Origin of the sequence: Kitasatospora sp. NPDC004745, assembly GCF_042873275.1 — a bacterium.
Classification (GTDB): domain Bacteria; phylum Actinomycetota; class Actinomycetes; order Streptomycetales; family Streptomycetaceae; genus Kitasatospora.
The window spans coordinates 1-21,072 of the sequence record NZ_JBIALK010000053.1 but is presented as its reverse complement, the minus strand read 5'-3'; the positions used below and the strand labels follow the sequence as shown (position 1 = coordinate 21,072).

Sequence of the window (21,072 nt, the reverse complement as noted above, 5' to 3'; positions counted from 1 at the left end):
GGGCCGGGGGGTTCTATTGGCGCCGGTCCGGGGCCCACCCCCCCCCCGGGCCCGCGGGGGCCACCGGTACCCCCCGGCCTTTTTGCCCCCGGGGGGGCCCCCCCCCCGGGGGGGGGGGCCACACCGCCGGCACGTCCGGAGCGCCCGGGCGCCTTCACACCGGCCCCCGTCACCCCCGGCCCGGGGCGGCGCAGGCCAGCGCGGCGCGCAGCTCGGCGGCCGGATCCCCCTCGTGGTACGGGCGTTCGCTCGCCTCGATGTGGTCCAGGAACTCCTGGTACCGCACCGCGTAGGACAGGTGGTAGAGCGGCTCGACCAGCTCCAGCGCCCGCTCCGGCCGCACCCCCGGGACGTGCTCCCGCCAGGCCCGCCCCCACACCCCGGCGAACTGCTCCCAGCGCTCCGGCACCAGGTAGGCGCGCGGGCGCAGGCCGTCCAGGGCGGGGTGGCCGAGGCAGGAGTCGGCGAAGTCGACCACGACCGCGTGCTCGCCGTCCGAGCGCCAGTTGCCGGGGTGGAAGTCCCCGTGCACCAAGGTCTCGGGGAATCCGCAGTGCGCCAACTCGTCCAGCCGTCCGGGCAGTTCCTCGACGAGCCGGCGCACGGCGGCCAGCTCCCCGGGCGTCAGGTCGGTGACGCCGGGGAGGCGTTCCAGCAGCGCCCCGGCCTGGTCGAGGAGGGTGTGCGGGGTGCGGTCGCGCAGCCCGGCCGAGGCGGCCCGGCCGTCGGCGGCCAGCGCCGCCTGGGCGGCGACCAGCCGGGGCACCACGTCGGCGACGGTGTCGGCGGACGGGCCCCAGCAGTCCTCGCCCGGCACGTGGTCCAGCAGCAGCCGGCCCGCCGCGTCGGCGGCCAGCACCGGCGGGACGAGCGACGGGTCGACGCCGCCGAGCAGCGCGATCACCTCGCCCTCGTGGGCGTTGAAGGCGGGCGTCGTGGTCTTCAGCCAGGCGTCGCCGCGGGTGGTCGGGATCCGGAACAGGGCCGACAGGTTCCAGGTGCGGATCTGCCGGGCGGGCCCGGTCACCGGACGCCCCGCCAGGGCGAGCCGGTCCCGCGCCCAGTCCAGGGCGTCCCGCAGCCCGGCCGGGGTCGCCCAGGCCGCCCGCCGCTCGGCGGGGCCCAGCAGGGCCGCGGTGCGCTCCTCCGGGGGCCGGGCGGCGAGCCCGGCCGGCCGTGCCAGCGCCTCGGCGTGGTAGTCCACCCGGCCGCCGTGCCCGCCGTTCGCGCTTCGCCCCTCGACCAGCCGGGTCACCAGCACCGGCACCCCCGCCAGTTCCGACGCCCGCTCCACCACCGGGGCCACGGACGACCACCACCCGCCCTCGGCCTCGAACGGGCCGAGCGGCCCGAAGTACTCGCCCTCGTGGGTGAGGTGGACGGTGACGGTGCGTTCGGCGGCTCGCTGCATCCGGGCAGCCTCGCCCACCCGACGTGCCCTTCGCGAGCGAATTTCCCGCCGGAGCGTCAGAGCCCGCCGGGTACGGAGCAGCGCAGCCGGGCCGCGTCCCCGTCGATGAGCAGGCAGGTGCCGCCGCGCCACACCGCCAGGTCCGGTTCGTCGAAGCCGACGGCGACCAGTCGCAGCTCCTCGGCCTGGACTGCGACGGCGGCGCGCAGCTTCGGCTCCGGGTCCGGCCCGGAGGGAGTCGTCTCCAGCCGTTCGAACAGCTCCCGGACGCGCTCCCAGCCGGGGCCCGCGGCGAAGCGGTAGCGGAACCACGGCATGTCGCAGCCCTCCGCGTGCAGCTCGCCCACCAGGGTGTCCCCCTGCATCAGCCGCCACCCGCTCATCGCTCCCCCGTCCGTTCGGCTCCGCCGGATCCTCCCACGCCGGCGGCCGGGGCCCGCCGCCGCGCCCCCGTCCCGGGCCCTACGGGATGGGCACCGCCGCGCCGGACACCCGGATCCGCCGGTCCTCCGCCCGCAGTTCGACCCGCAGCACGCCCGGGCGGCCCAGGTCCTCGCCCTGGTGGAGGGTGAGCACCGCCGGGGCCGTCACCGCACCCTGCTCGCGCAGGTAGGCGCCGAAGGCGGCCGCGGCGGCGCCGGTCGCCGGGTCCTCGACGACACCGCCGATCGGGAAGGGGTCGCGGACGTGGAAGACCTCGGCGGCCTCCCGCCAGACGAGCTGGAGGGTGGTCAGGTCGCGGGCGCGCATGTGGTCGGCGAGCCCGTCGAAGTCGTAGTCGAGGCGGGCCAGCCGGTCCCGGGTGGCCGCGGCCAGGACGAGGTGGCGGGCGCCGGCGTAGGCGACGCGGGGCGGCAGCTGCGGGTCGAGGTCGGTACCGGCCCAGCCGAGCAGCGCGAGCGCCTCGTCGACGTCGGCCTCGGACACCTCCTCCACCCGGGGCTCGACGCTGGTCAGGGTGGCGCGCAGCACGCCGTCCGCGCCCCGGTCGACCTCGACGGGCACCTCGCCCGCCGCCGTGCCGAACACGAACCGCCCGGGGCCGGTGCGCTCGGCGAGGGCGACGGCCGCGGCGACCGTGGCGTGGCCGCAGAACGGCACCTCGGCGAGCGGGCTGAAGTACCGGACGCCGTAGGCGCCCCCGGCCGCGCCGGCGGTCAGGAAGGCCGTCTCGGAGTAGCCGAGCCCGGCGGCGACGGCGAGCATCCGGTGGTCGGTCAGCCCCTCGGCGTCGAGGACCACCCCCGCCGGGTTGCCGCCCTCGGGGCGGGTGGTGAAGGCGGCGTAGCGCAGGATGGCGGGCGTGGCGTCGTCGGTCATGCCCGGACGAACGTGTTGCGCCCCGCCGCTGTTCCCGCCGCCCCCACGGCGGCCCACCCCCGGCGGGCCCGGTGCCACCGACCGCACCGCCCGCCCCCGGCGGGCCCGGTGCCACCGACCGCACCGCTCGCCGCCGCGGGCCCGGTCACCGCAGCACCGCCTCCAGGAAGTCGGAGCCGAGCCGGGCGCTGCCGGAGAGGTCGAGCTGGTAGAGCATGTACCGCCCGCGCCGCTGGGTGGTGAGCAGGCCGGCCTTGCGCAGCACGGCCAGGTGGCGGGAGACCTCGGGGGCGCTGAGCTGCCAGGCCGCGGCGAGTTCGCCGGTGGTGTGCGGGCCGCGGGCCATGGTGCGGGCGAGGCGCAGCCGGACGGGGTGGGCGAGGGCCTCCAGCCGCTGCTGGACGAGGGCGAGCGAGACGGGCTCGGGGACGCCGGCCTCGGCGACGGGGTACTGCAGGACGGGCCGCCAGCCGGGGGCGTGCACGACGAGCAGGTGGGGGCGCCCGAAGGCGGTGGGGATGAAGGTGACCCCGCTGCTGTCGGTGCCGCTGGTGGCGTTGTCCTGGAGCTTGTCGATGACGATCCGCCGCCGCCCGTCCCCGCCCTGTTCGAGGGTGACGGAGGGTGAGACGTCGGCCAGGGCCTCGGCGGCGCCGCGGCGGGCGAGCAGGTCGATCTTGCGGCGGGCGTCTGCGGCGAGGTCGGGCAGGACGCGCCGCCAGGCGTCGGCGAAGAAGGCGGCCTCGCAGTCCTCCAGCATCCGCCGGACGAGCGCCCGCACGGCGGGCGGGTCGGCGAGCAGCCGGTCGGCGAAGGCGGCCTGCCGGGGGCCGCGGGCGAGGGCGAGCTCGCGGGCGCGCTCGTTGGCGGCCGGGTCGGTGAGCGGGGAGGCCATCCGGTGGGTGAGCCGGGAGGAGCCGCAGGTGGTGATCAGCGCCGCGGCGACGTACTGCTCGTCCTCGATCCGGTCGACGGCGTCGAGTTCGGCGGCGAGGGTGGCGCCGGGCAGGCCGGGGACGAGGAAGTCGGCGCGGGAGGAGCGCCAGAGGAAGTCGGCCTCCAGCAGCCGTTCGGACAGCTCGGGCGGGACGGTCGCGGCGGTGGAGGCGGCCCAGCCGTGCAGCTCGGGGTGGTGCGCGGGCTCGGCGAGGACGTGCAGCATGGCGTTCAGCTCGCCCAGCGGCGACGGGGTGAAGAGCAGCCGCTCCTCGGGCAGGCCGGTGATGTCGATGGTCACGCTCATGCGCCGGCCCCGCCCCGCCCGACCCGGCCACCGACCCTGGCATCGACCCGGCCACCGGCCCGCGCCGGCCCTCCGCCGTTCCGTCCGGTGCGGTCGGCCTCCGGTGTGCGCGTTCCGCCGGTCCGTTCGCTTCGCTCTGTCACGGTCGAGATCCTGCCACCCGCCGGGACCGGCCTCCGCGTCGATTGACGGGAACCGTCAATCCGCGTGCCCGCACGGCCCGGCGGGGCGGACGGTACCGGTCATGAGCCTGATCCAGGAGAAGTCCGTCCATGACCACGCCGCCGTCCGCAGCGCCGAGCCGCCCGCCCCGCCGGTGGGTGCCGGCCGCCGGGGCCCGTCCGCGCTGCTGGGCCTGCTGACCGCCGCGGGCGGCCCCCGGTACGCGGCCGCCCTGCTGGTGGACGCGGTGGGCACCGGCCTGCTGCGCCCGTTCCTGCTGCTGTACGGGATCGGGGTGCTGCGGCTGGGCGCGGGCGCGGCGGGGCTGGCGATGTCGGCCGGGATGGTCGCGGGCCTGCTGGTGGTGCCGCTGACCGGCCGGTGGATCGACCGCGGCGCCCGCACCCTGCCGGCCGCGGCGACGCTCGCGGTGCGGGCGGTCGGTGCGCTGACCCTGCTGGTCGCGGACGGCCTGCCGGGGTTCACGGCGGCGGCGGTGCTGATCGGGGTGGGCAGCCAGTCCTGGCCGACCACGCACGCGGCGGTGGTGAGCACGCTGACCGCGGGGCGGCTGCGGGACGCCGCGCTGGCCGCGGGGCGGTCGCTGCGCAACGCGGGCCTGGGCACGGGGGCGCTGCTGGCCACGCTGGTGGTGACGGGCGGGGCCGGGGCGATCCGGGCGCTGGCCGGGGTGACGGGCGCGGCCTGCCTGGGTGCGGCCGTCCTGGTGCTGTCGCTGCGGGTGCGGGCGCCGCAGGCGGTGGCGGCCGGTGCGGCGGAGCCGCGGGCGGACGCCGGGTCGCTGCGGCGGATCACCGTGCTGAGCGTGGCCAACCTGCCGTTCGCGTTCTGCTTCGACGTGCTGGAGGTGGCGCTGCCGGCGCTGCTGGTGCTGCACCTGCAGGCCTCGCCGGCCTGGTCCTCGGGGGTGTTCGTGGGCAACACGGTGCTGGTGATCACGCTGCAGCTGGCGCTGGTCCTGCGGCTGGCGGACCGCTCGCGCAGGGCCGTGCTGGCCGCCTCGGGGGTGGCGCTGGCGCTGTCCTACCTGGGTTACTGGGCGGTCGGCTCGCTGGGCGGCACGGCGGGGGCGGCGGGCATCGCGGCGGTCTCGGTGCTGTTCACGCTCGGCGAGATCCTCTACACCGGCTCGGGCACCGCGCTGGTGACGGCGGCGGCCCCGCCGCACCTGCTGGGGCGGGCGCTGGCGCGCTGGGAGCTGTCCACGGGGGTGGGCCGGGCGGCGGCGCCGGCGGTGCTGACGGCGCTGCTGGCGGCCGGTCCGGGGGTGCTGTGGCCGGTGCTGGCGGTGGCCACCCTGCTGGGGGTGGTGGGGGTGCTGCGGCTCGCCCCCGCGGAGTGAGCGGGCCGGCCGCCGCCACTCCCGCCCGGCCGGCCGGGGGCGTGCACGGCGAGCAGGTGGGGGCGTCCGACTCCGGATGCGGACGGCGCGCCCAGCACCGATGCTGGCCGCGAGGCGTGCCCGGCCCGAGGAAGGATGCCCCCCGCATGAGCGCACTCGACTTCGAGATCATCGACAGCCCCGACAGCTCGCTCAACAAGACCTCCGTGCTGGTCACCGGGCCGCGGGACGCCCTGCTGGTGGACGCCGGGTTCACGCGCTCCGACGGCCGGCGCCTGGTCGAGCGGATCCGCACCACCGGCAGGCGGCTGACCACCGTCTTCGTCAGCCACGGCGACCCGGACTTCTACTTCGGCGCCCAGGAGGTCCAGGACGCCTTCCCGCAGGCCGCCTTCCTCGCCACCGCCACGACCGTCGAGCACATCCAGGAGACCTACGAGGACAAGCTGCGGGCCTGGGCCCACCTCGGCCCCGAGCTGCCGACCCGGCTGGTCCGGCCCGAGGTGCTGCACGGGGACGAACTCGTCTTCGAGGGGCACCGGTTCGAGCTGCGCGGCGCCGACTTCCACCTGCCCGACCGGCACTACCTCTGGCAGCACCACCACCAGGCGGTGCTCGGCGGCGTGCTGCTCTTCGAGGGCCTGCACGTGTGGACCGCCGACACCCCGACGTCCTCCCAACGGGCCGCCTGGATCGACCTGTTGGACGGCATGGAGGCGCTGCAGCCGCAGTTCGTGGCGGCCGGCCACCGGACCGCGGGCGCGCCCGCCGACCAGAGCGCGATCCGGCACACCCGGGACTACCTGCGGGCCTTCGAGACCGAGATCGGCCGCTCCCCCGACGCGGCCGCCGCGCGGAGCGCGCTGGAGGGCCGCTTCCCCGGGCTGGGGCTGCGGATCGCGGTCGACCTCGGGACGAAGGTCGCCAAGGGCGAGCTGGCCTGGGGCTGATCGACGATGATCGAGATCCCGCGGGACACCGCCTCCTTCGCCGAGTCCGGCGCCCCGGCCGACGTGGTCCGCCGGCAGTACCTGGCCTCGGCCCGCGGCGACCTGGCCGCGCTGCGCGCCACCCTCGCCGACGACGTGGAGTGGACCGAGATGGCCGGCTTCCCGCTGGCCGGCACCTACCGGACGCCGAAGGGCGTCACCGCCAACGTCATGGAGCGTCTGGCCGCCGAGTGGGAGAACTGGACGGCGCACGACGACGCCTACGTGGTCGACGGCGAGGACGTGGTGGTGCTGGGCCGCTACACGGCCGTGCACAGGGCCACCGGAAGGCCGCTCGCGGTGCGGACCGCCCACCGCTTCACCGTCCGCGGCGGCCGGATCGTCCGCTTCGAGCAGTTCACCGACACCGCGCTGGTCAGGGACGCCATGACGCCGTGACCGGGCGCTTCCGCGGCCCGTCCCCCCGCCCGGCCCCGTTCACCCGAACGGGGGAGCACGGCGCGGCGCGCCCGCCGCGCCCTCGACAGGCCACCCGGACGGCGGCAGGCTGGCGGCTGATTTCCGGCGGAGAGCGAGGAGTTCAGCATGGGCACGGGAACCGCGGGGACGGCCGGGGGCGGCGGGCGCGAGCTGCCGATCGTGATCGTCGGGGCGTCCCTCGGCGGCGCGAAGGCCGCCGAGGCGCTGCGCGAGGCCGGCTACGACGGCGGCATCGTCCTGATCGGCGAGGAGCACGAGCGCCCGTACGAGCGGCCGCCGCTGTCGAAGGGCTACCTGCTCGGCAAGACGCCCCGGGAGAAGATCCACGTCCACCCGCCGCAGTGGTACGCCGAGCACGACGTCACGCTGCGGCTGGGCACGGCCGTCGCGGCGATCGACCCGGCCGCGCACACCGTGACGCTCGCCGACGACGGCCGGATCGGCTACCACAAGCTGCTGCTCACCACCGGCTCGGTGCCGCGCCGGCTGCCGGTCCCGGGCGCGGACCAGGACGGCGTGCTCTACCTGCGCCGGGTCGAGGACAGCGACCGGATCAGGGCGGCGCTGCGGCCGGGCGCCCGGCTGGTGGTGATCGGCGCGGGCTGGATCGGTCTGGAGGTGGCGGCCGCGGGCCGGGCGGCGGGCGCCGAGGTGACGGTGCTGGAGGCGGCCGAACTGCCGCTGCTGCGGGTGCTCGGCCGGGAGGTCGCCCAGGTCTTCGCCGACCTGCACCGCGACCACGGCGTGGACCTGCGCTTCGGCGCGCAGGTCACCGAACTGACCGGCAGCGGTGGCACGGTGGACGGCGTCCGGCTCGGCGACGGCAGTACGGTGGCGGCCGACGCGGTGGTCGTCGGCATCGGCATCAGCCCGGCGACCGGCCTGGCCGAGGCGGCCGGCCTGGAGGTCGACAACGGCGTCAAGACCGACCAGCACCTGCGCACCTCGGCTCCGGACGTCCACGCGGCCGGCGACGTCGCCAACGCCTTCCACCCCCTGTTCAACCGGCACATCCGCGTCGAGCACTGGGCGAACGCCGTCAACCAGCCGCAGACCGCCGCCCGCGCGATGCTCGGGCAGCCGGACGCGGTGTACGACCGGGTGCCGTACTTCTTCACCGACCAGTACGACCTGGGCATGGAGTACGTCGGCTACGTCGAGCCCGGCGGCTACGACCGGGTGGTCTTCCGCGGCGACCCGGCCACCCGGGAGTTCCTCGCCTTCTGGCTCAAGGACGGCCGCGTCCTCGCCGGCATGAACATGAACATCTGGGACGTCACCGACCCGATCCGGGAACTGATCGTCTCCAAGCGCGTGGTGAACGCCGACCGCCTGGCGAACCCGAACATCCCCCTCGGCGAGGCCTGACTGGGCGTTTTCCTGACTTCTGGGGTCACGTTCACCGTGGGTCTCTGCGGTGGCGGTTTGGGTCAGCAACTGCCTGCTGGCAGCGTAGTCCTGGACGCTTGCGGCGGTGATCAGCACCCGGAGCGGCGAGCCCGGAACGCCGGTCAGAGACGCCCGAGCCTCGCGTTGTCAGCAGGGGTCTCGTTGTGATCAAGGTCCGCGCGGAGGTTGTCGAGGAGGTCGTGAGCTGCCCAGTCCGGGAGGGTTGTGGCCGGTGGGACCGGCAGTCCGGCTTGGCGCCGGAGGGATCCCTCCTTGAAGACGGCTTCGGTGATCCAGGCGAAGGTGTCGTCGTCGAGGAGGTCGGGGTGGCCGGCCGCCGTGTCGGCCAGGTGCTCGGTGTCGGGGAAGGCGGCGGTCACCGCGGCGGGCAGGCTGCCGCTGCTCGCCGCGCGGGCGATCGCGCGGCGGGTGGCGGTCTCGTACCAGCCGGATCCCCACCATTCGCCGATGGATTCGGTGCGAGAGCCGTGCAGGGTGAGCATGCGCAGGACGGCTTCAGGGCCAAGCGTCTCGTCGGCTCGCTGCCAGAGGTCGATCTGGCGGTGGATGGAGGCGAGGATGAGTGTCCAGCCCTCTTCGAAGATGTCGGCGAGGGCCTGGCCCTCGGCAAGTCGGCGGGCGGGTGCGGTGAGGGCGAGTCGTACGGCCGGCCAGTCGACGCCGTCGGTGTGGACGTGGGGCATGACGGCGCGGGTCGCGGCGATGTTGGCGCGGGCCATGGTGATGTCGCCGATCTTGAAGTGCCACTCCTCGACATCGCTCTCGCGACGCCAGCACCACTCGGCGATGCCGCGGGCCGCCGACGACGGAACCGGGTCCGGGACGATCAGCGGGTGGGTGCGCAGCCCGGCGCCCATCCGCCAGGAGAACTCCTCGCCCAGCGCTGCGATGGCCTCACTCCCGTCACCGTCGCGCCGGTGCCGGTCGATCGCATCGTGGATGGTGTCCGCCCACAACAGCAGAACCAGGTCGTGGCGCAACGGTCGGGCTTGTTCGGGGACGTGGATGCGGGTGGCGTCGAGGAGTCCGGCTTCGGCGAAGGCTCGGCGCGTGGCCTCGGCCTTGGCGGCTTGGGTGGGGTGTGAGCTCAGGTCGACGGTGAGGGGTTGGTCGAGTGGGCACAGCGGGGGCAGGCTGTCGTACCAGTCCCAGTGCTCGGTCGGATCGTCGACAGTGAGCTGGGCGTGGGCGGGGTCCCAGCTGACGCTGAGGTGGAAGTTCGAGCGTGAGTACTCCCGGTACAGCGGACCGGTGCCGGGCTCGTCGTCCTCGTCGTTCTCGTCCCAGGGTTCGTTCTCGGTCCAGCCGGCGTGGCGGAGCGGCGCGGCGAGTCGGGCGAGCAGCCGGGGGCCGGTGGCGTGCGGTGACAGGTTGTCGGGCGGTGCGCTGTTCATGGGTGGCCTTCAGTACGGTCGCGTGCGGGCGCGTGAGTGGTGGCTGTCACGGGGTGTCGCGTCCGGCTGCTTCGGCCTTCGCATGCAACTCGTGGACGATGCGCCGCCAGCGCCGCGCTCCGCTCGTGTACCAGTGGTCTTCACCGATCGGTCGCCAGTCAGCGAGTTCGCGGAGCTGTCGGGTGATCGTTTCGGTGTCGAGGCGGTCGTGGCCGCCTCGCCCGGGGTCGAGTTCCTGCGCGATGTCGTGGAGCCGGTGGGCGGCGCGGTAGTAGGACAGCTGGGTGTCTGTGAGGCGGCGGATGGCGTAGCCCTGGCACTTGCTGCACCAGTCGTAGCTGTCGTCGTCGAGCAGGTCGGCGACCGTCAGCAGGTCGTCGGCGGCGACGACGCCGCGTTCCCTGGAGTGCGGGCAGAACGGCGAGTGGCCCTTGCCCTGGATCCGGGGGTTGGCGTTGGTCGTGTAGACCTGTACGTCGGCGAGGACGCCGAGCGGGATGCCGCTGCCGCCGCTGCGCCATCGGTCGGCGTCCGGGGCCTCGAACGGCTCCAGGTCGAGGTCCTCGGCATGGGCCAGCAGCCCCAGCCACACCGGGCGAGGAAGGCTGCGGGAGCGGCCGTGGTCGTCGTACCCGCCGTCCAGTGTCCGCAGGTCCTCCACGCCGCGGGCCATGGCGAGCAGACGCAGGCTGCGTTCCGCGTTCTCGTGCTCGTACCCGAGCCAGGCCGCCCGTGTGGCGCCCTGCGCCAGGCCGAGGTCCTCACCGAAGAGCGGGTCGTGCGCATTGCGCGGGTACTGCGGCCAGAGGCTTTCCCGGCCTTCAGGCCTGGGACCGACTTCCCGGACCCATGGTTCGATCACGTCGGCGGGAAGGTCCGAGGCGCCGGCGAGGAGGAAGCACTGCCATCCGCGGGCCAGGCGCTTCTCGATCACTGGCAGTGGCAGGACCTCGGCTCCGCCGTCCGTTGAAAAGACGATGTACAGCTCATCCGCAGCTGCAGGCCGCATCGAGCGCAGCAGGCGCAGATGCTGCGCGGTGAGCGGCTGGCGCCCGTGGACCGGGGTGTCGTCGAAGATCCCGGGCCGGATCGGGCCGGCCGAGGCTACGGGCGTGGTGGGGGCTGGCCTGTCCTGGTGGGCTTCGCAGTCGAGGTAGTGGGAGCGGGACAGGAGGCGATCGGCGATGAGCCGGGGCACGTGGAGGATGAGGGTGCGGCCCGCCCAGTCGGCGTCGGCGAGGTGGGCGATCAGGACGCCGGTCGTCCAGGTGTCCAGGTCGCTGAGGAAGCCGTGCTCGCGCCAGGGCGGCGTGGTGTCCTTCTTGACTATGGGAAGGCTCGCGGTCACCCACTGCAGAGCCTGGCACTCCGCGGACGCGGCTTCCTCCCGGGCCTGGTTCTCCCAGGAGGAGACGAGTTCGTCGATCGCGACGCGCGCCGTGACGTAGCCCTTTCGGTTGGGGCGGATGCCGTGGGTTGGGCCGTAGGCGAGGTAGGTGCGCGCGTTGGGCCCCTCCCAGCCGCGTCCGGCTTTGTCCTGCCACGCGTGCCAGAGCGCCTTCAGCCGCGTGCCGGCTTCCTTGCTGGTCCCGATCACGCTGAACGCCGCATCATTGCTGGGCAGTTCGGGCTCGTCCATGGCCGCTGCGGCAGCGGCCGCCATGAGCCCCTCGAGGTCGACGAACAGCGCCGCTTGGGTTCGCAGGGCCTCCAGGTACTGCTGCTTCGAGGCGAGCTTCGGATCCGCCCATCGCGCCAGCCAGGGAAACATGGCGATAGCGGTCTGGGCCAGGTGGAGGCTGGTGGCCGCTTCCCGCCAGGTCGACAACACGCGCTCCTGCAAACGCTTCGCGTCGTCGTGTGCCTCCCAGTCCTCACCGTCCGGCTCCTCGGCTTCCTCGTCCTCGTCGGGGGCTGCGGCCGGCTCGACGGGACCGGTGCGCAGCAGGGCGGCGGCGGACTGGACCTCGTCCTGCTCCCAGCAGTCATCGGGATCCGGTGCCGTGTACTGCTGCAGCTGGTACAGCAGCCCCAGGCCGCCAAGTGCCCGGAGGAAGATGCCCAGGCCGCTGTCCGGCGGTACCCACTGTCCGAACTCCGCGCAGCGAGAGCACATCCGGCCGATCGTCTCGGCGTTCAGCGGCGCCTGGGTCGTCGTGATGTCGCGACTGCGCAACTGGGTACAAGTCGTACCGGCGTGGAGCTTGGCACTCTTGCTCCTGGCCGAGTGGACGGTGATGGGCGCGTCCTGGAACGGGCCAAGCGGCACATCGGGGGTGAGTGGGCTTTCGAGCACGTAACTCCCCTATCGGTCTCGGCTTTGGAGCCTAGCCGGGGGTACTGACAGCCGACCCGGAAACCGTCGCAGTGAGGCGCCGCGGTTGACATTTGCACGGTGCTCAGGCCCTCGGCGGGCTTTCGGTGACGGCGGTCCGGTGCCATCGGCCGTGGTGGTACTGGCGCGGGGGTCTGGTCCGTCTCCGGGAGCTCCGGCCAGTGGCACCGTCTCGGTAAGTAGACTGGAGATCCGGGGAATTGCAGTGGAGGAGCTACCGGCGGGGCGCCGTCTTGGGCAAGGACGCCGCAACGGTCAGCCGGTCACCATCGGCCGCGGCGCTTGTGTCCGGACCGGTGCGACCAAGGCTACCGCCGCTTCTTGGCGCTGGCGGGATCGAGCGAATCCGCGGGGGCGTCTCCTCGGCTGGCACTCGTCTGCGAGGCCGCCGATCCGGTAAGCCTCAGCTGGCCGACATCGTCTCCGATACGGTCAACCCCATGACACAGACCTTCGCCTCACCCGCCGATGCCGCTGAGGCCACCATCAGGGACGTCCTGCAGATCCGGGAAGAAGCGCACCGCAAGGCTCATGATGCGAGCCAGTTCGGCGGTGGAGTCAACTTCCAGGACGTGGAGCACACGCTCAGTGCGATGCGCGAGGATGCGATCATGCGGTGCCTGGGCCATCTTCTGGGCGTCACTGACGACGCCTCGGTCGACAACTACGTCTTGAACTGGGCCGCAGAGCGTGGGATGGATCTGGATGAGAGGTCGGTGCGCGTTCGGGAGTCACCGAATGCCAGCGAACTCTACAAGCGGCGCGCACAGGCACAACTGCTCGACGTGCTGCGCGAGACGGGAGAGGCCGGCATGCTCAAGACCAAACTTCTTCCACTGATCGAAAAGGCGGACAAGAGCGCGTGGCGCGGAAGCAGCCGGTGGCTCGAGGAGTGGCTCGGCGACGGCACCGTGATCGCTCGACAGCACGGTCGCAGCACCACCTACGTACACCGTGACTTCGCCGCTCCCGACGTCGCTGGAGGACTTCACCCGATCGGGGATGCGGCGACGGGCCTGAGCTGACTTCTCGTTAGGATCTCTGGCATGTCTGGTCGCTCCTCCGCCGATAGCTCCGAGCGTGCTCGCGCCCACCGCCTGGGTCGCCAGCTGCGAGCACTGCGAGAGGATCACGGCTTGACCCGAACCGAGTTGGCCTCCGCAGCCGGCGTACCCCTGCGCACACTGTCCCGTCTAGAGACCGAGTGCGTCGCGCAGCCCGGACTGTTCACCATCGCGGCGCTGGCGCGAGCCCTGGAGGTGACGGTGAACGACTTGGTGGCGGCCGCGGTTTCGGCGCCAGGCCTGTGGTCCACGGGTTACGAGGGCCGCACGATCGACTCGTTCGTGGCGGCGCTGGTCGACGCGGGCGTGGACGCGGTGGCGGATGTCCGGCTGACGCCGATCAGCCGCAAACCTGGGTTCAGCAAGTCGCGGCTGAGCGCAGCCCTGGCCGAGGCGGACATCTGCTACGAGCACCTGCGCTCGCTGGGCAACCCGAAGGACAATCGGGCGCCGTTCTGGGACGGTCGCGTCGGCGAAGGCCTGGCGGCGTTCGCCGACGTCCTGGCGACGGAACCGGCCCGCCGGGAGCTGGAGGAACTGGCCGGGTTGGCCGTCGAGCGTTCGGTGGCAGTGCTGTGCTTCGAGCAGGACGAGCGCCGCTGCCACCGCCAGGCCGTCCTGGCTGAACTGCACCGGCGAACCGCGCTGCCCGTAGCAGCCCTGGCCTGATCCGCAGCAACTCCACGCCGGACACGCGCCCTTGCGCATTCGGCACCGTGCCCGCCCAATGGTGACAGGAGTCGGACCAGGGGGCTGGCATGCTGGCATCGGGCTGGGAACGAGCGCGCATCCTGATCACGGTCAAGACGTATCCCGACGTTTCGCACAAGTACCTGGAAACCTGCTGCGTCGCCGGTATCCGCCTGGACACCGACCCGGTGGGGCATGTGCGGCTCTTCCCAGTCCCGCACCGGTTGCTCGACGAGGAGAAGCAGTTCGGGAAGTACTCCGTCGTCGAGGTCGACGTCCGGCGCCACCACGCCGACCGGAGACCCGAGAGCCTGCGACCCAACCTGGACACCCTCCGGGTCGTCCACACGGTCAGCAGCCGGAACGGCTGGGCCGAGCGCCTCGAAATCGCCAGACCGCTGATCCAGCCGTCCCTGTGCGCGATCAAACGCCTCCAGGCTGCCGACGGAACCTCCCTCGGACTCTTCCGCCCCGCCCGCATCGACTCCTTCCGACTCGCCGACGCCAACCCGTGGACCGCGGAGCAGCGCGGCATCGTCAACCAGACCGACGTGCTGCATCCCGACCACCGACCCCTCGAATGGGTTCCCTACGAATTCCGCTACCGCTTCCACTGCGAGGACGGCACCTGCCGGGGCCACGACATGGGCCTCCAAGACTGGGAGGCCGGCCAGTCGTGGCGCAAGTTCCGCCGTACCTACCCGGCCCACCGGCTCACCGATGTCCTGCGCGAGCGCTGGTGGACCAGGATGGTCACGCCCGATCGGGCCACGCACTTCTTCGTCGGTAACATCGCGGCCCGCCCGAGGACGTTCATGCTCCTTGGCGTGTTCAACCCCACGATTGCCGCTCTCACCACCCCACGCCAGGACGCGCTCTTCTGAGCGCGCGCTCGGAGCCTCTACCGGCATCAGACCGCAGGCGTGTGAGGCCCCTCATGGGAGCAACCCCCCATGCCGAAGCCCCACGGAGGCGGTGGACTCTTGCTTAGAGGTCGTTTTCGTCCGATGTTTCATCCCGGAATCAGCCGTTTGGTCTGTGGTGTCGGGTCACGCCAGGAGATGGTGTTCTCGCTGGTGAGGCGGCGGGCCATGAGGTCGGTCATGGCAAGGTGAATCATGGCTTCGGAGCGGGTAGGGAGGGCTTCGTAGTCGCGGGCGAGGCGGCGATGGAGCATGAGCCAGCCATAGGTCCGCTCGACCGTCCACCGCTTCGGAATCGGGGTGAATCCCCTGGTGCCGGGCTTGCGGGCGGTGATCTCCATGTCGATGCCCAGGGTGGCGGCGTGCTCGACGAGGTGCGGGCGGTAGCCGCCGTCGACCCAGGCCTTGCGGATGCCGGGGTGTTCGACGGCGACCTTGTCGAGGAGTCGCGCGCCGGCGACGGAGTCCTGCACGCTCGCTGCCGTGACCAGCACCGCGAGCAGGAGACCGAGTGTGTCGGTGACGATGCTCCGTTTCCGGCCGTTATCTTGAGCCATCGCGATGAGGACAGGGCTGACCATGGACAATGCGATGTGGACGGTGTCCTCGACGCGGAGGGTTGGCGACCTTTCCGGCTGCGGAGACTGTGTCGCCCGGCGTGTCGCTCGCTCCGGACGGTCAGCCGGACGATGTCTCGACTGTCACCCCGACGGAATGGTGTCGGAGCCGGGAGGCCACGAGTTCCATCTCGACGTACGTGCCCACGAGGCCGGTCGTCTTCAACTCGCCCGCCAGGGCCCGTGCTTGTGTCAGTGATAGGCCGTGCACCTCTCGAAGAGCGCGAAGGACGGGCACTGCACTCGCCTCGGGCTCTTTCAGCCGGAGCCGGGCGGGTCCGTGTTCCGCCAAGAGAGCCTGGCGGATCCCCTCCGGAGTCGCGTCGCCGAAGTCCTGCTCGCACCAGGCGACGGGGCAGGACTTGCAGGCCCCCTCGGTTCCCCACCACAGACGTCCGCTTTCGATGGACTGGCCGGTGTCGAGTATCAGCACACCGCCGCAGGCCTCGCACCGTGTCGTGATCTTCACGCCCTGGCTTATCACCGTGCTCCTCATCATCGGACCTTGCCCCGGATAGTGCCGTAACAGCGTCCCTCCGTCGACCGCATATCCTCGCCGACCTCCCGGTTGGCAGCTGCGGTCGCGACGCCGGCGCATCAGCTCCTCAGCACGGGCCGCTCGCCCTTGCAGCTGGTGACGTCGCAGCTCGGATGCCGCAGACGTCGGCCATGCGGCGTTCACCCAGCGCCAGGGCCAGGGCCTGCCTGAGCTCGCGATTCTCCGCCTCCAGCTGCCGGTTGCGCTCGGTGGCGGCCTCCAGACGCCGCAGCAGGGATGCTTCGGAGGCGCGCTGCCGATCGGGAACCGGGCGGGCAGCGGGGACGGGGCGATGCCGCGCTCGCAGACGTTCGATCTCGGCTCGCAGGTCTGGCTGGTTGTAGAGCCAGGACCGGGAGACGCCCGCTTCGCGGGCGACAGCCTCGAAAGTGATCAGCGAGCCGGTGGCGTCCATCCGTCGCAGGGCCGAGGTCGCGCGGCGGCGGGTCGCCGCGGCCCGTCGGCGGGCTGCGGCGACGATCAGATGGGAGTTGTCAGCCGGCATCGGCGGTCTCCTCGTGTTCGTTCTGGCCGTCTTCCAGCTCGCTGATCATGCGGTCGAGGTTGTCGGTGACCTGCTGGTTCATCTCGGCGACGCGGGTGTGGCCGCAGCTCTTCGCGTTGTCGATCAGCGTCAAGGTGCGGGTGCGCTGTTCGCGGAGCTCGGGCAGGAACTCGGGTCCGGTGAGGAAGACCGGGCAGGTCAGGCAGGCGTTGGCGTGCGGGCAGGTCTTCTGGACGGGCAGCCCGCAGTAGCCGTTGGGCAGGGTCTGGGTGGCGATGCCGTAGCGGGTCTTGGCCCATTGGGCCTGGCCGAGCGGCCCGTCGGGATCGAGGGCCACGCGTTCGCCTTTGATGTTGACCCGGGTTGCCTGCTCCCAGTGTCGCCGCACGGTCTGGTCGGTGATCTTGGCGTAGTGCGAGGTCATCCTGTGCGAGTCGTGGTCCAGAAGGACCCGGACGACCTCTTGCGGGACGTCCCGGTTGATGAGTCGGCAGGCGAACGTGTGGCGCCACTGGTGGGGCGTCAGATGAACTGGCCGGCCGTGTTCGTCGCGGACCTCGCAGGTCGCCAGCCAGCGGCCGAGCATCCGCCGGTAAGTGCCGTCCGCGAGCGGGAGGTTGCCCGAGACGTTGGCGCGTTGGCGTGGGAACAGGCAGGGCGTCCCGTCCGGCCAGCGGTCCAGCACCCGGCGTTGCTGGTCCCGGACGGCTGCTTCGAGTTCCTCATCGATGGGCACGGCGGCCTCGCGCCTCATCTTGGTGTTGAAGTAGCGCAGGTAGGGGGCGCCCTGGCCGTCATAAAGGAGGCAGTCGAAGTCGAGGGCCAGAGCGCTGGAGATCCGTAGTCCGCACCGGGTGAGGATGAGCGTGACCAACCGACCGGCCGCGTCGGGCCAACGGTCCAGGTTGCCGGGCGATTCGACCTGGGTCATGACGTACTCGGCGAGGCGGCGGTCGACCTGCTCGGGGACCGGCGGGACGTCGCCGACGTAGAAGGCCGCGGTGCCGGGCAGCGTGTGCTCCCAGCCGTACTGCCGGATGTTCTGGAAGAACAGGTTGAGCGAGCCGATCCGCGTCTTCTTCATGCCGTGCCCGCCGGGCTGTGACATCACGTGCGCGAGGTAGCGCTCCAGCAGCGGCCGGTCGACGTGCGCGAGCGCGTCGATGCCGACGAATGTGAGGAAGCCGCCGAAGCAGATGAGAGCGTCGACCCCGGCCCGGGCGGCGCCGATGCTCAGCCCGGACGTCAGCCGCAGCCTCGTCCACCGTTTGGCCAGCTCACGCAGCCAGGGCTGGGTGATGCGGTCGAATCGCAGCCGGGCGCGCGGGCAGGGGCGTCCGGCCGGAGTGGTGATGCCGGGCAGCTTGTCCAGCCGCCACACATCCCTGGGATACTCGATCTCCCAGCCGATCCCGTCCCGCAGGGCCTCCAGCGCATCACGGGCATCGAGCAGGAACAGGAGCGACTCGTCGGCCTGGGCCCCGACTTGTCGGCGCCACTGCTGTTCCGACAGGTCCAGCAGCGACGTGATCCCGAGTGCCGTGACGCGCCGGACGGCCGGCATGACCAGGCGAGGGGCGGCGGTCCGGGAGCGGGCGTCGTGTCGGCACTGCAATGCGTACTGGATCTCCAGTCTCAGCTGTGGGGCCAGGTCTCGCAGGTCGATGATGGCGGTTCCGACCAGCTCGCAGTCGGCGATGAAGCGGTCGGGGTCGGGCCGGCCGTGACGGTGCCACCGGTCGTCGTGGCCCGCGCAGAAGAGCTTCGTGGGATTGGCGACCCAGAGATCGCAGAATGGCAGACGGCACTCGCAGGTCGCGCTGTCGCCCGGAGCCAGGTCAGGGGCCTCCCAGCTGGCCTGGTCGGGCTGGCCGGCCCGACTCCACCGGTCGCGGTGCTTGGCGCACAGGCCATTCTTGGCACCGCGTCCGTAGCGGCAGCCGGAGACGACGCAGGCGACCAGGGATCTGCGGCCCCTCACCGGCAGGCCGGGATCGGCCAGGAAGTCCGCCATCGGCGGGCAGCCCTGCTTGCGGAACCGGATGGCATGGGCGTTGCATAGTCCGCGGCGCTTCGACGCCGCTGTCCGGTCGCAGTTCGCGACCGCGCACTCGTCGGCGGCGAACACGGGGTCGTCCGGGGCGGGGATGTAGATCTCGGTGCGGAACTCGGGCCGGACGACGGCCATCAGCCGCTCTAGCAACCTCGTTCGTCCCGGCGCCTTCTCGGCGGGGAAGGTCACAGCCGGACCTCCCGGCCGGTGAACCAGCCCGCGGCCTCCAGCGTCCGGCGGGCGTCCTCGACGGTGAGGTGACCGTACGTGTCGATCGTTGTGGTGATCGATGCGTGCCCGAGGCACTCCTTCACCGTCTCCATCCCGGCGCCCCGACGAAGGAGCCAGGTGGCGTAGGTGTGGCGGTATTGGTGGGGTTCGAAGGCGATCCCCGTGGTCTTCCGGAGCCGTTGGACCAGGTCATAGACGGCCGGGTAGCCCCAGGGACGGCCGTGCGGCTCGGCGAAGAGGTTCACGAAGACGTAGTCGGAGTCCAGGGCGCCGTACTCGCGATGCAGGTAGTCCGAGTACAAGCGCATCAGCTCCGCGCTCGCCGGGATGGTGCGGGAGCGGCCGGCTTTCGCCCGGGCCCGGTTGTCGTTCTGCCGCGGCACCACGCTCACCTGCCGTTCGGCGATGGCGATGTCGTCGTGCCGCAGGCCGAGGGCCTCCCCGATGCGGACCCCGGTGTCGAGCAGGAGGGCGAACAGCAGCCGGTCCCTCAGGTGTTCGCAGGCGTCCAGGATCTTCTGGACCTGGGCGGCGGTCAGGACGCGCGGGTGCGTCCGGCCGGTCTTGAGCTTGATGGTCCGGGTCCGCTCGGGCTTCCCGGAGGCGATGTGCTGCAGGAACGGCTTGTAGGACGTGGCCGCGGACCGGTGCCGCCCGGCCGGGCGCATCGTCACCAGCAGCCCGGCGACCTCAACGCCGCCTCGGGCGTGGAACTCGTAGAACGTGCTGACCGCGGCTAGCTTGCGGTTCACGCTGGACGCCGTGCAGTGGTGCTCGACCGTCGGCAGCACCGCCACTGCCCCGTTGCGGACCGGTGGCGGCAGCCGCAGCCAGGCGACGAACCCGGCCAATGCCTCCAGATCCACCGATTTCCAGTCCAGGCCACGGCCGTCGAGATAGCACCACCAGTCCTTCAGGTCGTGGGCGTACGCCTTGACGGTGTTCGGCGACCGCTCGATCGCCGTCAGGTATGCGAGGAACGACTCCACCGGACCGACCGGCCGCAGATCCTCCCCCAGCAGCGTCCACGACTCCGTCGTGGACGCTGGCATCAGCACCCTGTGTACGCGCATCGCGCCTCCAGCTCCTCCGTGATGGACAGCGGCAGATAACCGCATCCACCAAGCAAGTTGGGGGACGTCCAGCGCGCTTCACCTTCATGAAGGACACCTCAGTACCGGCTGAAGATAACTGCCCACGATCTTCTTTCCGGCGTCGATGCCCTGGCCGGCGGCGGGGACGCTGGTGGAGGTCTTCACGCTCTGGGCGTCGATCACGCAGGCCGAGGGTTCGCCGTCCCGCCCTTCCTTCTGTCGAAGCAGTTGTCTGAATAGGCCGTTGAGCTGGGTGAACACGCCGTCCTGCTGCCACTTGGCGAAGTAGCCGTAGACCGTGTTCCAGTTCGGGAAGTCGTGCGGGAGGTAGCGCCACTGGACTCCGGTGCGGTCCACGTACAAGATCGCGTCCATGATGTCGCGCAGGTCGTGCTCGGGCGGCCGGCCGAAGTCCAGGGCCCTGCCGCGGCGCTCGAAGCGCCAGGCCGACAGAACCGGCTCGATCAACTCCCAGCGGGCATCGGACAGATCACTCGGATAAGGACGTCGCGTCGCATACTTCCGAAGTACCGCAGCAGACCGAGTGCGCCCAGGCGCACGACACCGGCGCCGGGAAGCAGACAGCCGCGAAGACCGGACATCCTGGGATGAGACAGGTACAAACCGCACCCCGCCCCACCTGCACCCCCGTCCGACCCGCAGACCTCAGCCGCATCTACAGTCGCTTCCGCACCATGCCCGCGCACTTCGAGAATCGCCCTGTATCCGGGCCAAAAAGATGAAAACGACCTCTTAGTGATCGTTTCAGAATGATCTTTGGAGTCGGCGGAGGCAGATGATGCTGGCTGCGAGTTCGAGGAGTCCTTGGTGGAGGTCGGCTCGGCGCTCGTAGCGGGTGCGGAGTCGCTTGAACTGGTGGAGCCATGCGAAGGTCCGCTCGACGACCCAGCGCGTGCGGCCGAGTCCGGATCCGTGTGCGACGCCGCGCCGCGCGATCAGGGGCTTGATGCCGCGCTTCCGCAGGAGGCGGCGGTAGTTGTCGTAGTCGTAACCGCGGTCGGCGAATAGTCGTCGGGGCCTGTTGCGGGGGGCGTCCGTGCAGGCCCCAGATGCGGGGTATCGCGTCCAGGAGCGGGATCAACTGCGTGACGTCGTGCCGGTTTCCGCCGGTCACGGACACGGCCAGCGGCGTCCCGTGGCGGTCCACGATCACATGGTGCTGGACCCCGGCCGGGTCGTGTCCCTTGGTGTGGTGTAGCGGATCAGTCAGGGGTTGCGTTCGTGGTGTCGGGTAGTGCAGGGGCTCGTTTGGGGAGCTCGGCGGGGTA

Annotated in this window: 17 protein-coding genes and 3 pseudogenes; 7 read left to right on the top strand and 13 right to left on the bottom strand. The window is 72.0% G+C overall.

Annotated elements, in window-relative coordinates:
* Positions 1 to 169: 169 nt before the first annotated feature.
* The 4 genes from ACFYUY_RS39660 to ACFYUY_RS39645 all read right to left on the bottom strand — a co-directional run bounded on the left by ACFYUY_RS39660 (position 170) and on the right by ACFYUY_RS39645 (position 3,974).
* On the bottom strand, positions 170 to 1,411 hold the full coding sequence (locus ACFYUY_RS39660) for an aminoglycoside phosphotransferase family protein (RefSeq protein WP_387908318.1): 1,242 nt from the start codon (positions 1,409 to 1,411) through the stop codon (positions 170 to 172).
* A gap of 56 nt (positions 1,412 to 1,467) precedes the next feature.
* Positions 1,468 to 1,794, bottom strand: coding sequence for a hypothetical protein (locus ACFYUY_RS39655; RefSeq protein ID WP_387908316.1), 327 nt, complete (start codon positions 1,792 to 1,794; stop codon positions 1,468 to 1,470).
* Positions 1,795 to 1,873: 79 nt separating this feature from the next.
* Positions 1,874 to 2,731 carry a PhzF family phenazine biosynthesis protein gene (locus ACFYUY_RS39650; RefSeq protein ID WP_387908313.1) on the bottom strand — a complete coding sequence of 286 codons (858 nt, stop codon included), beginning with the start codon at positions 2,729 to 2,731 and terminating at the stop codon, positions 1,874 to 1,876.
* 145 nt (positions 2,732 to 2,876) lie between these two features.
* Entirely contained in the window at positions 2,877 to 3,974 is a 1,098-nt protein-coding gene (locus tag ACFYUY_RS39645) for a DUF5937 family protein (RefSeq protein WP_360209768.1), read from the bottom strand.
* A 244-nt stretch (positions 3,975 to 4,218) separates the two neighbouring features.
* Here ACFYUY_RS39645 and ACFYUY_RS39640 point away from each other — a divergent pair, with 244 nt between their 5' ends.
* The 4 genes from ACFYUY_RS39640 to ACFYUY_RS39625 all read left to right on the top strand — a co-directional run bounded on the left by ACFYUY_RS39640 (position 4,219) and on the right by ACFYUY_RS39625 (position 8,297).
* Complete coding sequence (locus ACFYUY_RS39640; RefSeq protein WP_387908310.1) at positions 4,219 to 5,499, top strand: MFS transporter; 1,281 nt, start codon at positions 4,219 to 4,221, stop codon at positions 5,497 to 5,499.
* A 146-nt stretch (positions 5,500 to 5,645) separates the two neighbouring features.
* Positions 5,646 to 6,449 (top strand): MBL fold metallo-hydrolase, encoded by an 804-nt coding sequence (locus ACFYUY_RS39635; protein WP_387908307.1) that lies wholly within the window; start codon positions 5,646 to 5,648, stop codon positions 6,447 to 6,449.
* A 6-nt stretch (positions 6,450 to 6,455) separates the two neighbouring features.
* Entirely contained in the window at positions 6,456 to 6,887 is a 432-nt protein-coding gene (locus ACFYUY_RS39630; RefSeq protein ID WP_360209762.1) for a nuclear transport factor 2 family protein, read from the top strand.
* Between the two features lie 147 nt (positions 6,888 to 7,034).
* Complete coding sequence (locus tag ACFYUY_RS39625) at positions 7,035 to 8,297, top strand: NAD(P)/FAD-dependent oxidoreductase (protein ID WP_387908304.1); 1,263 nt, start codon at positions 7,035 to 7,037, stop codon at positions 8,295 to 8,297.
* Positions 8,298 to 8,440: 143 nt separating this feature from the next.
* On the opposite strand, the gene ACFYUY_RS39620 is transcribed toward ACFYUY_RS39625, so the two are convergent.
* Together ACFYUY_RS39620 and ACFYUY_RS39615 are read right to left on the bottom strand one after the other, a co-directional pair.
* Complete coding sequence (locus ACFYUY_RS39620) at positions 8,441 to 9,733, bottom strand: hypothetical protein (protein WP_387908301.1); 1,293 nt, start codon at positions 9,731 to 9,733, stop codon at positions 8,441 to 8,443.
* A 46-nt stretch (positions 9,734 to 9,779) separates the two neighbouring features.
* Complete coding sequence (locus ACFYUY_RS39615; RefSeq protein ID WP_387908298.1) at positions 9,780 to 12,029, bottom strand: hypothetical protein; 2,250 nt, start codon at positions 12,027 to 12,029, stop codon at positions 9,780 to 9,782.
* A 479-nt stretch (positions 12,030 to 12,508) separates the two neighbouring features.
* Between ACFYUY_RS39615 and ACFYUY_RS39610 the strand changes: the two genes are divergently transcribed.
* The 3 genes from ACFYUY_RS39610 to ACFYUY_RS39600 all read left to right on the top strand — a co-directional run bounded on the left by ACFYUY_RS39610 (position 12,509) and on the right by ACFYUY_RS39600 (position 14,706).
* Complete coding sequence (locus tag ACFYUY_RS39610) at positions 12,509 to 13,093, top strand: hypothetical protein (protein ID WP_387908295.1); 585 nt, start codon at positions 12,509 to 12,511, stop codon at positions 13,091 to 13,093.
* 21 nt (positions 13,094 to 13,114) lie between these two features.
* Positions 13,115 to 13,801, top strand: coding sequence for a DUF488 family protein (locus tag ACFYUY_RS39605; RefSeq protein ID WP_387908292.1), 687 nt, complete (start codon positions 13,115 to 13,117; stop codon positions 13,799 to 13,801).
* A gap of 89 nt (positions 13,802 to 13,890) precedes the next feature.
* Positions 13,891 to 14,706: a hypothetical protein gene (locus ACFYUY_RS39600; protein ID WP_387908289.1), complete on the top strand. Its 816-nt coding sequence runs from the start codon at positions 13,891 to 13,893 to the stop codon at positions 14,704 to 14,706.
* Between the two features lie 128 nt (positions 14,707 to 14,834).
* Here the strand turns inward: ACFYUY_RS39600 and ACFYUY_RS39595 are convergent.
* The 7 genes and pseudogenes from ACFYUY_RS39595 to ACFYUY_RS39565 form a co-directional block, all read right to left on the bottom strand.
* A pseudogene (locus ACFYUY_RS39595) lies at positions 14,835 to 15,287 on the bottom strand (transposase); the annotation flags it as partial.
* A gap of 136 nt (positions 15,288 to 15,423) precedes the next feature.
* The gene (locus tag ACFYUY_RS39590; RefSeq protein ID WP_387908288.1) at positions 15,424 to 15,861 is read right to left on the bottom strand and encodes a hypothetical protein; all 438 of its coding nucleotides are present in this window, start codon (positions 15,859 to 15,861) and stop codon (positions 15,424 to 15,426) included.
* A 106-nt stretch (positions 15,862 to 15,967) separates the two neighbouring features.
* Positions 15,968 to 16,405 (bottom strand): DUF6262 family protein, encoded by a 438-nt coding sequence (locus ACFYUY_RS39585; protein WP_387908286.1) that lies wholly within the window; start codon positions 16,403 to 16,405, stop codon positions 15,968 to 15,970.
* Positions 16,395 to 18,647 (bottom strand): tyrosine-type recombinase/integrase, encoded by a 2,253-nt coding sequence (locus tag ACFYUY_RS39580; protein ID WP_387908284.1) that lies wholly within the window; start codon positions 18,645 to 18,647, stop codon positions 16,395 to 16,397. The genes ACFYUY_RS39585 and ACFYUY_RS39580 overlap by 11 nt, the downstream gene beginning before the upstream one ends.
* Positions 18,644 to 19,741 (bottom strand): tyrosine-type recombinase/integrase, encoded by a 1,098-nt coding sequence (locus tag ACFYUY_RS39575; RefSeq protein WP_387908281.1) that lies wholly within the window; start codon positions 19,739 to 19,741, stop codon positions 18,644 to 18,646. The genes ACFYUY_RS39580 and ACFYUY_RS39575 overlap by 4 nt, the downstream gene beginning before the upstream one ends.
* A 141-nt stretch (positions 19,742 to 19,882) precedes the next feature.
* Positions 19,883 to 20,272, bottom strand: a pseudogene (locus ACFYUY_RS39570) (transposase); the annotation flags it as partial.
* Positions 20,273 to 20,548: 276 nt separating this feature from the next.
* Positions 20,549 to 20,995: pseudogene (locus tag ACFYUY_RS39565) on the bottom strand (IS5 family transposase); the annotation flags it as partial.
* Positions 20,996 to 21,072: the final 77 nt, after the last annotated feature.